This window comes from Microbulbifer agarilyticus (assembly GCF_001999945.1).
Lineage (GTDB): Bacteria > Pseudomonadota > Gammaproteobacteria > Pseudomonadales > Cellvibrionaceae > Microbulbifer > Microbulbifer agarilyticus_A.
Genome location: NZ_CP019650.1, coordinates 1,703,433 through 1,717,058, shown reverse-complemented (window position 1 = coordinate 1,717,058; position 13,626 = coordinate 1,703,433). Strand labels below are relative to the sequence as shown.

Annotated in this window: 13 protein-coding genes; 5 read left to right on the top strand and 8 right to left on the bottom strand. The window is 56.5% G+C overall.

Annotated elements, in window-relative coordinates:
• Positions 1 to 60: 60 nt before the first annotated feature.
• Complete coding sequence (locus Mag101_RS06815; protein WP_077402593.1) at positions 61 to 1,125, bottom strand: hypothetical protein; 1,065 nt, start codon at positions 1,123 to 1,125, stop codon at positions 61 to 63.
• A 621-nt stretch (positions 1,126 to 1,746) separates the two neighbouring features.
• Between Mag101_RS06815 and Mag101_RS06810 the strand changes: the two genes are divergently transcribed.
• Positions 1,747 to 2,100, top strand: a complete 354-nt coding sequence (locus Mag101_RS06810) for an HPF/RaiA family ribosome-associated protein (RefSeq protein WP_077402590.1) — start codon at positions 1,747 to 1,749, stop codon at positions 2,098 to 2,100.
• Positions 2,101 to 2,221: 121 nt separating this feature from the next.
• Here Mag101_RS06810 and gorA read toward each other — a convergent pair whose 3' ends face one another.
• Positions 2,222 to 3,583, bottom strand: a complete 1,362-nt coding sequence (gene gorA, locus Mag101_RS06805) for a glutathione-disulfide reductase (protein ID WP_077402587.1) — start codon at positions 3,581 to 3,583, stop codon at positions 2,222 to 2,224.
• Positions 3,584 to 3,780: 197 nt separating this feature from the next.
• Here gorA and Mag101_RS06800 point away from each other — a divergent pair, with 197 nt between their 5' ends.
• Positions 3,781 to 4,347, top strand: a complete 567-nt coding sequence (locus Mag101_RS06800; protein ID WP_077402584.1) for a hypothetical protein — start codon at positions 3,781 to 3,783, stop codon at positions 4,345 to 4,347.
• A gap of 47 nt (positions 4,348 to 4,394) precedes the next feature.
• On the opposite strand, the gene Mag101_RS06795 is transcribed toward Mag101_RS06800, so the two are convergent.
• From Mag101_RS06795 to Mag101_RS06780, 4 genes are all read right to left on the bottom strand, one after another.
• Complete coding sequence (locus tag Mag101_RS06795; RefSeq protein ID WP_077402581.1) at positions 4,395 to 5,588, bottom strand: TIGR01620 family protein; 1,194 nt, start codon at positions 5,586 to 5,588, stop codon at positions 4,395 to 4,397.
• Complete coding sequence (locus Mag101_RS06790) at positions 5,588 to 7,024, bottom strand: YcjX family protein (protein ID WP_077402578.1); 1,437 nt, start codon at positions 7,022 to 7,024, stop codon at positions 5,588 to 5,590. The genes Mag101_RS06795 and Mag101_RS06790 overlap by 1 nt, the downstream gene beginning before the upstream one ends.
• A gap of 31 nt (positions 7,025 to 7,055) precedes the next feature.
• Positions 7,056 to 7,859 carry a GIN domain-containing protein gene (locus Mag101_RS06785; RefSeq protein ID WP_077402574.1) on the bottom strand — a complete coding sequence of 268 codons (804 nt, stop codon included), beginning with the start codon at positions 7,857 to 7,859 and terminating at the stop codon, positions 7,056 to 7,058.
• Between the two features lie 133 nt (positions 7,860 to 7,992).
• Positions 7,993 to 8,412 (bottom strand): HIT family protein, encoded by a 420-nt coding sequence (locus Mag101_RS06780; RefSeq protein ID WP_077402572.1) that lies wholly within the window; start codon positions 8,410 to 8,412, stop codon positions 7,993 to 7,995.
• A gap of 474 nt (positions 8,413 to 8,886) precedes the next feature.
• On the opposite strand from Mag101_RS06780, the gene Mag101_RS06775 reads away from it, so the two are divergent.
• From Mag101_RS06775 to tcdA, 3 genes are all read left to right on the top strand, one after another.
• On the top strand, positions 8,887 to 9,357 hold the full coding sequence (locus Mag101_RS06775) for a hypothetical protein (RefSeq protein WP_077402569.1): 471 nt from the start codon (positions 8,887 to 8,889) through the stop codon (positions 9,355 to 9,357).
• Positions 9,358 to 9,651: 294 nt separating this feature from the next.
• Positions 9,652 to 10,116 (top strand): FKBP-type peptidyl-prolyl cis-trans isomerase, encoded by a 465-nt coding sequence (locus tag Mag101_RS06770; RefSeq protein ID WP_077402564.1) that lies wholly within the window; start codon positions 9,652 to 9,654, stop codon positions 10,114 to 10,116.
• Positions 10,117 to 10,228: 112 nt separating this feature from the next.
• Positions 10,229 to 11,047, top strand: coding sequence for a tRNA cyclic N6-threonylcarbamoyladenosine(37) synthase TcdA (gene tcdA / locus Mag101_RS06765; RefSeq protein ID WP_077402561.1), 819 nt, complete (start codon positions 10,229 to 10,231; stop codon positions 11,045 to 11,047).
• A gap of 18 nt (positions 11,048 to 11,065) precedes the next feature.
• On the opposite strand, the gene Mag101_RS06760 is transcribed toward tcdA, so the two are convergent.
• Entirely contained in the window at positions 11,066 to 12,784 is a 1,719-nt protein-coding gene (locus Mag101_RS06760; protein WP_077408124.1) for an aminotransferase class V-fold PLP-dependent enzyme, read from the bottom strand.
• Between the two features lie 7 nt (positions 12,785 to 12,791).
• Entirely contained in the window at positions 12,792 to 13,586 is a 795-nt protein-coding gene (locus Mag101_RS06755; RefSeq protein WP_077402558.1) for a TatD family hydrolase, read from the bottom strand.
• Positions 13,587 to 13,626: the final 40 nt, after the last annotated feature.

Sequence of the window (13,626 nt, the reverse complement as noted above, 5' to 3'; positions counted from 1 at the left end):
AAAAGCCCGCCTTGCACAACACAAGGCGGGCTTTTAGCAGCGAAATCTGCTGGAGACTAGCTAGTCAAGCTTTGGCAGCAGGTACTCTGGGTACATCACCAGTCGCGGGCGCGACAGGCGACGTGCGTCGAAGACAAACACATAACGCTCGCCATTGTCATCCGCGGGGATGGTACGACGGAATTTCCAGGAGTTGACCTTGTAGGTCTGGCGACCTGCGGTTACCGGCACAATCACCCGATACTGATCCTGCCCCAGGAATTCAAATTCCACGGAATCCTCTCCCTTGGGCTTCAGGGTCAAATTGCGGAACGTATGCTTTCCGCTTTCGCCCTCTCCGAGCTGGCTCAGCAGCTTTTCCAGGCGAGCGCGCTCACCGCGCACATATTCCACCATCTCCGGGTCAACCTCGCGGGCGCCAGCTGCCGCGGTGACCTCACCAGACGGGGCTGCCTCGCCGGAGGCGGCCGAATCGGCCGCTGCATTCGTCATATCGCCGGCAGCTGCCAGCGTCGGCTCAGGAACCTTTGGCGCAGAGATCACCACCGCCGGTGCCACCTCTGGCTTGGGGGCCGACTTCTTGGCTGCCACCTTGGCTTTCGCAGTCTTGGCCTCGTTCAGCATCTCTTTGACCAGAGAGTCCACCAGAGTCTGCTGCGCTTCCAGACGTGACTTGCCGCCGGCGACGGATTCACGCGCGTCGGCCAGACGGGTCGCCAACTCACCGTAATTGGACTGGATAAATTCAACACGACGATTGCGGCTATCAACGCCACGCTCCGCCATATTGAGTGTGTGCTTGGCTTTTTTCAGTGCGCGTGCGGTATCGGTGCTCGCTGCACCCTTATGTTCCCGCTCGGCGGTCTTTACCGCTACCAGCGACTGCTGATAGTTTTTCCGCGCCTCGCTGAGCGAATTCTGAGCACGTTCTAGCTTGTACTCATAGGAAACAATTTCGTTCTCAATATCTTCCAGCTCAACCAGTCGGTTTTCCTGCACCTGCTCCATTCGAGCAAGCCTGTTCTGCTCCACGGTCAGCGACGACGCTGCCTGCAGCTCAACACTCCAGCCGACTACCCCCAACAAGCCCGCGAAAAGCAGCGAGCGGCCACGGTTTACCACCATTGTCAGAATCCATTGTTTGATTTTGTACTTCTTGAATCCACCCGAGCAGGTACCCCCTCGCCCAGATGCCTCGGATGCGCCGAAAGCCTCTAAAACTCGCCAAAGAGCCTATGGAGACCAGGGCAAACTGAGATTCGGTATTCTACACCGGCAGGAACCTCCACATTGAGACGTACCCCAGCACCTTGAGAATACCTGTGCGCACCAATCCTCCTGCGCGAACGCCAATTTACCCCACTCGATTTTTCTCAGCAATGACCATGCCAACAAGATTACTGGGCTTTGAGTGACGTGTGCTGCAATTCACGGTTTATCTGACCTGTCGAGCCTTTGCCAAAAAGTTCCAAAAGTACTAACAATTTTTTATGACACTTTCTTGATTGGAGTGCTTGATTTTTTTTCTCAGAATCGCATTATGACTACAGGGAGTTGATCCCGACCGGATTGAAAACCGGCCCGAGCGCAAAACCTTATTTGGCTGCGATGGCAGCCGTTAACTCGCGACCTCTGGTGATTCGATTTTCAAGCCTGTCACACTCTCCCTACTGGGCGCCCTACCTTCTTTCAGCAAACCGCACTTCGCGGCCTGCATGGACCCTTTATAACCGGAGGTATGTGCCCATGAAATCAGCGCCTTACGATAACATTGTATTCCGCGACATCGATAAATCTGCATCTCTTGCGGATACCGTTTCCAAAAAGCTAAACAAGCTGGAACGTTATTGTGGCGACATCATACGAAGCCGTGTGGTCCTCGAAGCTCCCCATCAACACAAGCACAAAGGCAAGCAATACAAAGCTTCCGTTGAGCTAGCCGTGAGCGGAAATCCGGTCACAATCTCCAACGAAAGCGACTCTATTCATCGCGCCGTTAACGGAGCGTTCGATTCTGCCGAGCGCTGCCTGAAAGAGCGCGGCGGCCGTCGCAAATCCCGTCGCTACCAGACCGCAGTCCTTGACAGCGAAAGCGAATAAACTTTTTTTTGATTTGCACGAATAATCTGGATAAATCAAAGAGGCCAAATTAAAAAGAGCGGGGAAGCAATGCTTCCCCGCTCTTTTTATTTACGCGCGAATCCGCGAGCAAAAGCGCCGACTATTCTGCAACCGGCGTGCGCATGGTAACAAACTCTTCCGCCGCAGTCGGGTGGATACCGATGGTCTGATCAAATACAGACTTAGTCGCACCGGCCTTCATTGCAACCGCAATACCCTGAATGATTTCACCGGCATCCGGGCCCACCATATGGGCGCCAATCACGCGGTCATTGCTGGTATCAACAACCAGCTTCATCAAGGTGCGCTCGTCTCGACCACTCACCGAGTGCCGCATAGCACGAAAGTCCGAGCGATATATCGCAACCGAGATCCCAGCCTGACGTGCCTCTTCTTCACTAAGCCCCACAGTGCCGATGTTCGGCTGGCAAAAAACGGCCGTGGGGATGTTGTTGTAATCGATCTCCGCGGTCTTTCCCGTTTGCCAATGCTTCACTAACGCCATAGCTTCAGCCAGCGCTACCGGGGTTAGCTCGGGGCCGCCGGTGACATCACCCAATGCATAGATCGAGGTCACACTGCTGCGGAAATTATCATCAATCCCGATAGTGCCATCTTTTTGCAGCACCACACCCAGCTCTTCCAGCCCAAGACCCCGGGTATTCGGCTTGCGCCCGGTGGCATACAGCACCGCATCCACCTCAAGCACGTTTCCGTCACTATCCTGGACACGCAAACTGCCATCGGGCGCCTTCTCTATTGAGCTGACCTGATGATGGAAGTGCAACTGCACCGATTTCTTCTCGATTTCATCGCGGACAAAATGGCGTATGTCATTATCAAACCCACGCAAAAACAGATCGCGGCGATAGGACAAATGGGTTTCCGCCCCGAGCCCGGCGAAAATCCCGGCAAATTCCACCGCGATATAACCCCCACCGACCACCAGTACCCGCTTCGGAAACACCTCCAGCGAGAACACTTCGTTGGAAGTGATTACATGTTCACTGCCGGGGAATTCCGGTACGTAGGGCCAGCCACCGGTAGCAACCAGTATGCGCTCGGCGGAGTATTGAGTATCACCGACCGTTACCTGCTGACGACCAGTGAGCTTGCCGCGACCATCAATAACGGTGACGCCGGCGTTACCGAGTAACTTGCGGTAGATGCCATTAAGACGGGTGATTTCCTTGGCATTGTTATCGCGGAGCGTAGGCCAGGCGAACTGCGCCCCACCCTGTCCCTGCCAACCAAAGGCTGTAGCGTCCTCAAACGTCTCGCTGTAGCTGCTTGCGTAGACAAAGAGCTTCTTGGGTACACAGCCCACATTGACGCAGGTACCGCCCATGTAGCGGTCTTCCACAACCGCCACGCGCATTCCGGTTGCCGCGGCCATTCTTGCCGCGCGCACGCCGCCGGAACCCGCTCCAATCACGAAAAGGTCGAAATCAAACTCAGACAAAATCTGCTCCTTTTGCCGAAAAAACAGCCTCTACCACAACAAATTTTCCGTTGAAAATGCCGACTGGTTCCGCAATCTGCACATAACTGACTATCGGAACTTAAAAGCCGTTGACATAGCACTGTCGTTTAGATACTTATGTGATGTTTATCACAATAACAAGCCTGATAGCGAAAACAACAGCAAGGCACTTAAAAATGAAAACGTCAGATTTCGCAACAACACACCCGAGTGAAACCTCCCAGAAAGCCACTTTCGCTGTTTCCAAACTGCGCAAGTACATGGCTCTGTGCGGCGCGATGGCCGTGAGTATATTGCTGGCCTCCGGCAACGCAACCGCCAAAACCCACCCGTCTTATTTGACGCAAAGTTATTGCGACGGATTGGTGGATCAATTTGTCGACTACGGTATGCGCAGCCTTGGGAAGTATGTAAACGAAAACTTCAATCTGGAATACAAAGGCGGTATTCGCAATACCATCAATTTCCTGAAGCAGCGCTCGGAGTGGCTATCGGAATGCGACTCCTACCTGAACGATACGGCGAGCACCTCTGTATTTCACGATGAGAAAAACACCAGGGAAATCTTTACTGCGATCGATGCGCTGGCGAAAGAGCTGCAATTGGTGCGCGAAGGCGTGGAATTCCCGGATGAAACCGGCGTAAACAACCCGCTGCCATTCATCAAGGATCGTTACGAGACCCTCGCAACGTTGATGGATCAGCACCACACCAGAATACTGATGAAAAAACAGTTTCAGTAATCTGCACAGAAAGCCCGCAAAGCGAGCCATCGGGGGAGCGTGACGTTTCAGCTCCCCCGCTTTCGACCCCCTCTATTCCCCTCTCGAGCAACACGCTCTTCCACTTCCTCAGCCTTCATCTGCGCCTCTGGCCAGTTGACCTGTTCACGCCCCAATAAACGCTCTTTGAGGCTCGCAGCAATGCGCCGCGTCAGTGCACCCAAGCGGGGGCGCTGCTTCTCCGAGAAAGGAATCGGGCGGCAGCTATGCACAGCAGCGAGACCGATACGGGCCATAAACAGGCTGGCACCCATGCCCTGCCCAAGACGCGCAGAAACCGTACTCAACATGCTATCGCCTACCAGTTCGGGCCACAGCTCGCTCACTGCGTATTCGCTGGCACCACTGTAAGCAACCAGGGCGAGGATTTTCTTGAACAAACGCCAGCGGACCACGACCGACGGGCGCACACCGTATATCTGCGCCACATCGTCGATCATGCGCATGGATTGCCGCAATGCCACCAACACATCCAAGGTGGTAAACGGGCTCAGTCCTACCAGGGCCCCGGTGGTGGTCGCGTGCCGAACAATCCGCCGCAGGGCTTCCTGATCCAGCGCTTCAAAAAAATTGAGCTCCAGATGACGCAGCAACTCACTGTTGTCGTAATAATCCGGTGCCTCTTCCTGCACACGGGCCAGTAGCGCTCCCTGCGGCTTCCCTTCGAATAGCTCGCGCAACTGGTGGTTGAGAGGCTCGACCGCATCAGTGGCACGGCTGTCGCGCACCTCTGCCGCCAATTCCTGCGTTTTCTGCAGCTTGCGCAAGGGCCGTCCAGCGCGAAAGTACTCCCACACGGCACTGACCATGGTAAGCACCAGGGCGCCAATGATCACCCCGGCCAGCAGGCCGAAGCCCCAGTGCATGTCTGCCGCCCAGTAAAAGAACTGACGCAGCTCCCAAAAAATCGCACCAAAAGTCAGCGCCAACGCCGCAGCCAGCGCCGGCTTCCACAAGCGCAGACGAAACACCGGAAGACGCAGTTCTGAAAATGAGATGGTATTGGGCAGGGACTCGCCCGTGGTGATCGAACGCGGTAGCTGATCGGCCTCTTCCGAAAGAGATTCGACACGCGTACTCGCGCGGTCATGCACCGTACTCTCTTCCGCTTCCAGGTTCTCAATACGAGTTTGCCGGCGCGGCTCCTGACCTGGACGCGCGGAAGCAGCCCCACGCTCCGCTTTGTTATCCGCAGAGTCCATTACACCTTGTCTCCCAACAATAAATTCAACAGTGCATCAAGGCGGATATGTGGCAGATAGCCTTCCCGCGCAATTCCCACCGGCGGACGCAACTGGGGCGGGAGCCCACCCTTGTAATGTTTCCACCCGTTTTCCTGCGGCAGGTGGGCGAGTATCTCGGCATTTTCAAACCCGAGATAGTCGCCATCCATTCCGTGCCCTACCAACAAGCGGCGACCGCTCCTCACCTGTTCCGTGGAACAGCGGACGGCGGCAATCGCCTCACAATAAAGCGGTAAGCCGCGGTGACGCGCCCCGGAGAACACCTGCTGCAATTGCTGGCCCAACAATTGGCGAAGCGCGTCGTGGTCAGCCGCGAGTACCTGGTCTACCTTGGTCGCGGCAAACACCAGTCGATCGATACGCGGACGCCACAGCTTGCGCAACAGCCCGCTGTTTCCGTACCGGAAGGTATCGGCAATGTGCCCAAACGCCAGGCGCATATCCTCGAGCGCTTCCTCGCCAGCAAACAGGGTGCCAATCAGGTCTACGAGCACCAACTGGCGGTCCAGATGCCGGAAATGGCTCTCTAGGAAGGGCGCGACACTCTGCTCGACGTAAGCGCGATAGCGCGCTTCCAGCACCCGATACACACTGTCCTCGGGCAACTCGTCCAGTTCAGCGGCACTTTGGTGACCGAGGGTCGGCAGCGGGAAAAAGCCATACTCCTCATTGTCGAGCAGTGCCCGCCCCGGCTGCAGATAACTCAAGCGGGCGCTACCGCGGCAGTCGCGCAGAAACTGACGATAGTTCTGCCACAGGCTATCCAGCTCAGCTGGATCCATACGGTCTGCGGGGTCCAGCTGCTCTAGGCGCGCCATCAGCTCCGGCGCAAGATTGCGGCGCGCCTGTCCAACCAGCAAATCGCGCTGGTGACGGCACCAAGTGGCAAAATCCATGCGCAACAGCGGGAGATCCATGAGCCACTCCCCGGGGTAGTCACGGAACTCGAGAATCAGCCGCTGCCGGTAGTTTCGCCCAAACCGACGCCCCTGCAGGTGCAGATGCAACTCCAGCGCAGAAAGATCGCGTGTGGAATCCGGCCAGCGCGGCGGTGTTGCCGTCAGCGCGCCGAGGCAGCGCTCGTATTCAAACAGGGGTAACCCAGCGTCAACCGCGGGGTGCAGCTCAGCCCCCAATAAGCGGCCGTTCAGCGCCGGCGCAAAGCCAGGCAGCTGCGCCCGATCGGGGTTGCTCAATTGATAGATAAGGCTGGTGATTAGGGTGGACTTGCCGGCGCCACTGAGACCAGTGATACCGATGCAGAGGCGCTTGTCGAGCAGACGCTCGGCGGCCCAGTGGGATTTATCAAGCGCCTCTTTACCCAGCTGGCGCAGTTGCTTCTTCAAACCGCGCAGGCGACTTCGTCCTGCGCGGCCATCCTGATCTGAACTCACTAAAACTCCGTTTTTTAGCGGATAGCTAGGGTCAATCTACCAGGGCGATATCCCCGGAGCCCATTACCGAGAAGGACTCGCTGGCAGGGCGCTTCAATACGATGTCACCGGACCCCATTACCGCGCCACCAGCTCTGGTGGCCTGTAACTGGCGCCCCATGAAGTCACCAGACCCCATTACCGTAATATTCACGCTGGCTACTTTGCCGCCGATTACCACATCGCCAGACCCTTTGATCTGGGCGTTCAGGCTTTCGCCGATGAAATTGTCCATACGCACGTCGCCAGAACCCGTCACCCCTGCCTGCCCCGCTACCGCGAGAATAGTGCCGAGGATCACATCGCCTGAGCCGGTAACGCCTGCGTTCAGTGATTCCGCAGCGACCTTTTCCACGCGAATCAATCCAGAACCGGTGACGCGCAAATCCAGATCAGCGCTCTCCAGGGTGTCTGCCAGCGCCTCACCGGACCCGGTCACGCGTATTGCAGACAGTTCGGGCAAGGTCACACGGAACTCGACATTCGGCTCACTGCTGACGGTGACCACTCCAAACAGGCTTTTGCGGTCCGGTTCAACGGAAAGCGACAGGGTATCACCCTTGACCTCAGCCTTGGCATATTCGAGGTCTTTTTGCTCGCCATAGGCTGTTACAGAGAACTCTGGGCCCTGTGTCACTTTAAGGTTAGAACCTCCCTTCAGGGCAATGGCGGAAAATCCATCCACCGAGAAGACCTTAGCTTCTTCCGCCTGGCTAAACGCCGCGCAAAGGGTCAACAGCGGCACCAGAATGGCGACCGAAATAAAGCGGGACAGAAGTGGCGATCTATTACGCATGGTCCGTATACCTGTAGTCATAGCTCATTTGCATTTGGGGCAGCCGATATCGGCCGCCACCTTGGTTCATTACCGGTATGACGTCACTACCTCCGGGTTTGGATGCAGTAATGCCAAATTCACCGAAACGGAGCTATTCCATGCCATTCTCGAAACCGAGATCCGCAAGCGCCTGGCGAATCTTGGCCGCTTCCTCGGCCAGCGCCTCCGGCTCGGCCTGCTGCTGCAGAGCAAAGTCCAGATCAGCAATTTCGTTGATCGGCACCAGGTGGTAGTGGGTATGCGGCACCTCGATACCAGCCACCATCACTCCCACCCGGCGCGGACGGTAAACCTGCTTCTGCGCCTTGGCGACCTTACTTGCCACATCCATCAGGTGCGCGCTGGTCTCTGCGGGTACATCATCCCAGTGATCAATCTCCGCTACCGGAACCACCAGACAGTGACCCGGTTTGATGGGGGCAATGGTCATAAATGCCACCACCGAATCGTCGCGCCAAACGAAATGTCCGGGAAGGTCACCATTGATAATTTGGGTAAAGATGCTCGCCATCAGGATCTCCTTCTCGATTACGTTGGCCGTGATTACTTTAAATGTGCGCGTGTGTCGATGATTTTACCAGTGCAGTTTCTCCTGTCACTCTTTTACCCGGCAGCAGACAAGTTCGACGCCACGCCCCGCTTAACCCGCAAGAGCTAACCCAGAGAAATTCTTCCGTCACAATTGCCTTAAAAACAGGCACTTGTCGCATACGACGCCCCAAAATAGCGCTTGATTAAACCAGCCATACAACACCCGTGGAAGAGTGTGACAATTTGTTTCCGCTTTGTTGGCAGAGGTATTTTCATCCCGTAACCTTGCCGCCCATATCGAAACAGGCAGTCCCAGACCCGCCACACGCGAATTTCCCCACACCGTTTTTCAGGTATGGATTTCGCCTCCGGCAGGTCAACATAACGACATCGACAAGATTAACGGGACGCCCACAAAAATTCAGAAAATTCGTCTCACAGGGGGAGCTCATCCATGTCACAGGTATCGTCTGCGCACGCACTCAGTCCTGCCGGTTTATATCCGCTCGGCAACCCGGCTCGATGCAATCACGGCCAGGTGTGCGAGTGCGCACCAGAGGCCGCCGAGAGCGGCCTGCTCGGTACGATTGGTGGGCGCGTATTTGTCTCCCAGTTAGTTACCGACTTCTATCAGGCAATCGGAAAGTTCATGGCCACCGAGGACGTTGCAGATCATCAGAAGCAACAGACTCGCCAAGCTCAATTTTTGTGCCATGCGCTGGCTGAGCAGGCGGAACCGGTGTACAGCAGTCGCGCGCAGTTTCTCGCCCAGGGCCTGAGTCCAACACTGTTTACGGCACTGCTCGAGTACTTTGAAGCCCACCTGGTTGAACTTGGCTATCCCGCAACATTCAGCGACCAGCTAACCCGCATGGCCGGCGACCTCTATGCTCGCAGCCATGCAAAGCGCGCTATCGCCAGCTAACAGAAACCTCTTCTGCCCCAGACAGCACCGATTCCGTATTATCAGGGAGCGGTGCTAAAACAGCGGCGGCGGGATCAAATAAAGCCCCCGACCGCCCTCACCCACCATATACCTCTATTCACCTCACGAACCTACCACCGCGTAACCGACCAACCGTCCACTAACATGCGACTCGGTTGCGAGCACAGCAGCCCGCCCATACAATGCACGCTCATAAAGCCTATCGCTCCGATTGCTTGTCAATCGGTACGCGCGGCAAGCTATCACTCACGCTCAACACACAAGAGACTGCCAATGAAAATTGCTAACCACAGCGTTGTGGAGATCAACTACACCCTGAAAGATGCCGAAGGCACTGTGATCGACACTTCCGAAGGTGGCCAGCCGCTCAAATACCTGCAAGGTGTGGGCAATATCATCCCCGGACTGGAGCAGGAAATGCTGGACAAAAGTGCCGGCGACAAGTTCAAGGTGGTAGTCGCCCCGGAAGAAGGCTACGGCCCACAAAACCCCGAGCTGATCCAGACCATGCCAAAGAGTGCTTTTGGTGGTGTTGATGAACTGAAAGTTGGTATGGCTTTCCGCGCACAGAGCACCGATGGCCACCCGATCGAAGTGGAAATCGTCGATATCGACGGCGATCAAGTCACCATCAATGGCAACCACCCGCTGGCCGGTGTTGAGCTGCACTTTGACGTTGAAGTAGTTTCCGTACGCGAAGCTACTCCGGAAGAAATCGACCACGGCCACGTGCACTGATTCGCTTCCGCACCTCGGCAGGGCGGCCTCTTCGCCCTGCCATGCTCCTCCCCTCCCCTGATCTACTCCTCTGATCTGGGACCCCCGCAAGAGATGTAACACAGGAAGCCCTATGCCTGGAAAGAACTTGAGTGACGCCTACCTGCAACGTTTTGGCGGAATTGCGAGACTCTATGGCAACGACGCCCTGCATGCTCTGCACAGATCCCATGTCATCATCATCGGTATTGGCGGCGTAGGCAGTTGGACCGCAGAAGCGCTGGTACGCAGCGGCGTGGGCAAAATCACCCTGATCGACCTGGATGACATCTGCATCACCAATACCAATCGCCAGATCCATGCCCAGGTGGGCAGCATCGGCGAGATCAAGGTGGAAGTCATGGCGGAGCGACTGCGTATGATCAACCCGGAAGTTGATGTAGTCACCCACGAAGATTTTATCGCCAGCGACAACTTTGCCGAATTTCTGGCACCGGAGAAAGAAGCCATCGATATGGTGATCGATGCGTTTGACAACGCGCGCGTCAAAGCCGCGCTCATCGCCTACTGCAAAGCCCGCAAGCTGCGCCTGATTACCGTAGGCTCGGCCGGCGGTAAGAAAAACCCAGCCGTGATCACTAGCGCTGATCTCGGCCGTACCGTCAGCGACCCGATGCTGGCAAAGGTCCGCCAGCACCTGTACCGCTTTCACAATTTCCAGAAGTCCAGCAAACGCCAGTTTGGCGTGGACGCCATTTATTCCAGCGAGCCCATGGTGTACCCGCAGCCCGATGGACAGGTTTGCCAGCAAAAAAGCACCATGCAAAATGGGGTAAAACTGGATTGCAGTGGCGGGTTCGGCGCAGCCACAATGGTCACAGGCACATTTGGATTTGTTGCCGCAAGCAAAGCGATTGAACGCATTGTGCAGCGCGCAAAGCCCCAGAAGTAGCGCGAGCAAGCCAATCTATCAGGCGTGCATTAAGTCGAATGCGCGCTGTACCAAAGCGCGAAAGCCGTTGCCGCGGGATTCACTCAGTTGCTGCGACAAACCCAACTCATCAAAAATTTGATGTAACTGGGATGGCGCAACGGCATCGTCCGTCGCACCATCAATCTGCGACAGCAATAGCGCCCCCAACCCTTTTACGATCCGACTATCGCTATCGATGGCGAAGCGATGCACGCCCGCCTCCTGGCGATGCACCAGCCAAGCACTGGATTCACAGCCCTGCACCAAATGCTCGGTGGTACGAATGTGATCTTTGCGAGAAATCACCTTCGCCCAGCTCATGAGCGTACGATAGCGATCTTGCCAGTTCTGTTGATTGCGCAGCGCTCCCAGATCCAGTTTCGCCAAATTATCGGGCTGCCAGGAATACGTCTCTGCAGAATCTATGGCGGAATCGGCGGCAGCCGGCTGAGGTTCCGCCGTATCATCCAGCTGCCGCAATAATTCCTCAACCCCAGCAATCAAGCGGTCAATATCTTCCTTCGAGTTATATGCCACCAGAGATGCGCGCACCGTCGCCGTGTGGCCAGCAGCATGCAACAGCGGCTGGGCACAGTGATGCCCTACGCGCACCGCAATATCCCGCCCATCCAACCACTGCGCGATATCAATCGCCGCACAACGGGCGTGCACAAAACTGGCAATACCGAGATTGTTGCGGGCATCGCTCAGCAGCTCCAGCTCAGGTATCTGTGACAACCTGTCGTGCAGGTAGGCAAGCAGGGATTGCTCGTACTGCGCCATCGCCAGCCGGTCCTGCTTGCCGAGGAATTCCAAACAGGCACCAAGCCCGGCAATTGCCGCGAGTGACGATGTGCCCGCCTCAAACCGATGAGGCAGATCGGCGTAATCACTGGCAAGAAGATCGACGCTGGTAATCATCTCCCCACCGCCCTGCCATGGCGGCAGTTCGCGCAACAGCGCTTCGCGACCATAAACCAGACCTAAACCCGTAGGGCCATAAAATTTGTGCGCAGAGCACACAAAGAAATCACAACCAATGGCCGCAACATCCACCACATCGTGCGCAACCAATTGCGAGCCGTCCACGATCCACCGCAGATCGCCTTGTGACGATACTGCACCTGACGATGTTGCAGCTGACGATTTCGCAGCTAGGGTTGCGCGCAAGGCTGCAAGATCGGTGCGAAAGCCCAGTGCATTGGATCCGCCTGTGATGGATACAACCCGGGTGCGCGGCGACAACACCTCTGCTATACGGTCAATTTGCGGCACACCGTTGGCGTCCGGCACAAAGCGTAATACCAGACCATACTGCGCCGCCAGCATTTGCCACGGCACAAGATTGGCGTGATGCTCGGCGGTCGACAAAATAATCTCATCGCCGGCGACCAGACCCCGGCACAAGCTATTGGCCAACAGATTCAGACCTTCGGTGGCGCCGCGGGTAAATATGATCTCGCGTGGTGACTCCGCGCCCAGAAAACGTGCACTTGCCGCTCTGACCCGCTCCACCATCTCTGTGGCCCGCCGGGCCAGGCGGTGACTTGAGCGATGGGTATTGGCATTGCTGTGCAGATAGAAATCGCGGATCGCATCAATGACGCAGGCCGGCTTCTGCGTGGTCGCCGCATTATCCAGATAAACCAGTTCGCGGTTTTCTGCTTGGGAAAACAGTGGGAACTGCTGCTTAAATTCTTGCGAGGAAAAATTCATCGTCGGTTCAAAATCCAAAAAGCGCGCGTGCATTTTTTCCGGTCTGCGCAATGACCAGCTCCGGAGAAATACCGCGCAGCTCTGCCAGAGTATGCGCGATTTGCGGCAAGTATTCCGGGCTGTTGCGCTCTCCCTGGCGGCCTGCCAGTGGCATGTCCGGCGCGTCGGACTCCAGCAGCAACTTTTCCAATGGAATTTCGCGCACCGTCTTGCGGGTTTTCATCGCGCGGTCGTAGGTAATGGTGCCGCCAACTCCCAGGTAGAAACCCAGTCGCACATATTCCTCAGCAATTTCCCGGCTGCCGGAAAACGCATGGATCACCCCACCCTGCTCCAGGGAAAATTTCTTTAACGTGCGCAATACATCCGCATGCGCACGAACGCTATGGACAATCACCGGCAGGGACAATGCGCGCGCAGCATCCAACTGCGCTTCAAATACCGGCAACTGTTGCTCAAGGGGTGTTTCGATAGTGGCGTCCAGACCGCACTCACCTACAGCGACGCAGCGCGACACATCTCCGCTTCGCTGGCGTTCATGCTCGACACGCTCAACGACTGCCCGACGCACGTCGGCAGGCGCAATCGCCAGCTCCTTTACCCACCACGGATGCACCCCGACCGCGCCATACCAACCGGGTTCAGAGTGCACCAGGGCAAACAATTGTCGCCACTGGGGAATACTGACACCGGGGATCACCAGGGATTGCACCCCCGCCTGCCGGCAACGCGACCAGACTTGCGCGCGGTCCTCGCTAAACGCATCAAAATCAAAATGGCAGTGGCTGTCGATAAACGCCATGCATAACCCCACCTGAGCGCAGCCTTTGGCGTCGGGCGTG

Excerpts from the sequence above, each read along its gene's own strand:
- Mag101_RS06815 (WP_077402593.1), bottom strand. The coding sequence starts at position 1,125 with ATGGTGGTAAACCGTGGCCGCTCGCTGCTTTTCGCGGGCTTGTTGGGG.
- Mag101_RS06780 (WP_077402572.1), bottom strand. The coding sequence starts at position 8,412 with ATGGCGAGCATCTTTACCCAAATTATCAATGGTGACCTTCCCGGACAT.
- Mag101_RS06795 (WP_077402581.1), bottom strand. The coding sequence starts at position 5,588 with ATGGACTCTGCGGATAACAAAGCGGAGCGTGGGGCTGCTTCCGCGCGT.
- Mag101_RS06755 (WP_077402558.1), bottom strand. The coding sequence starts at position 13,586 with ATGGCGTTTATCGACAGCCACTGCCATTTTGATTTTGATGCGTTTAGC.
- Mag101_RS06785 (WP_077402574.1), bottom strand. The coding sequence starts at position 7,859 with ATGCGTAATAGATCGCCACTTCTGTCCCGCTTTATTTCGGTCGCCATT.
- tcdA (WP_077402561.1), top strand. The coding sequence starts at position 10,229 with ATGCCTGGAAAGAACTTGAGTGACGCCTACCTGCAACGTTTTGGCGGA.
- Mag101_RS06775 (WP_077402569.1), top strand. The coding sequence starts at position 8,887 with ATGTCACAGGTATCGTCTGCGCACGCACTCAGTCCTGCCGGTTTATAT.
- Mag101_RS06770 (WP_077402564.1), top strand. The coding sequence starts at position 9,652 with ATGAAAATTGCTAACCACAGCGTTGTGGAGATCAACTACACCCTGAAA.
- Mag101_RS06800 (WP_077402584.1), top strand. The coding sequence starts at position 3,781 with ATGAAAACGTCAGATTTCGCAACAACACACCCGAGTGAAACCTCCCAG.
- Mag101_RS06760 (WP_077408124.1), bottom strand. The coding sequence starts at position 12,784 with ATGAATTTTTCCTCGCAAGAATTTAAGCAGCAGTTCCCACTGTTTTCC.
- Mag101_RS06810 (WP_077402590.1), top strand. The coding sequence starts at position 1,747 with ATGAAATCAGCGCCTTACGATAACATTGTATTCCGCGACATCGATAAA.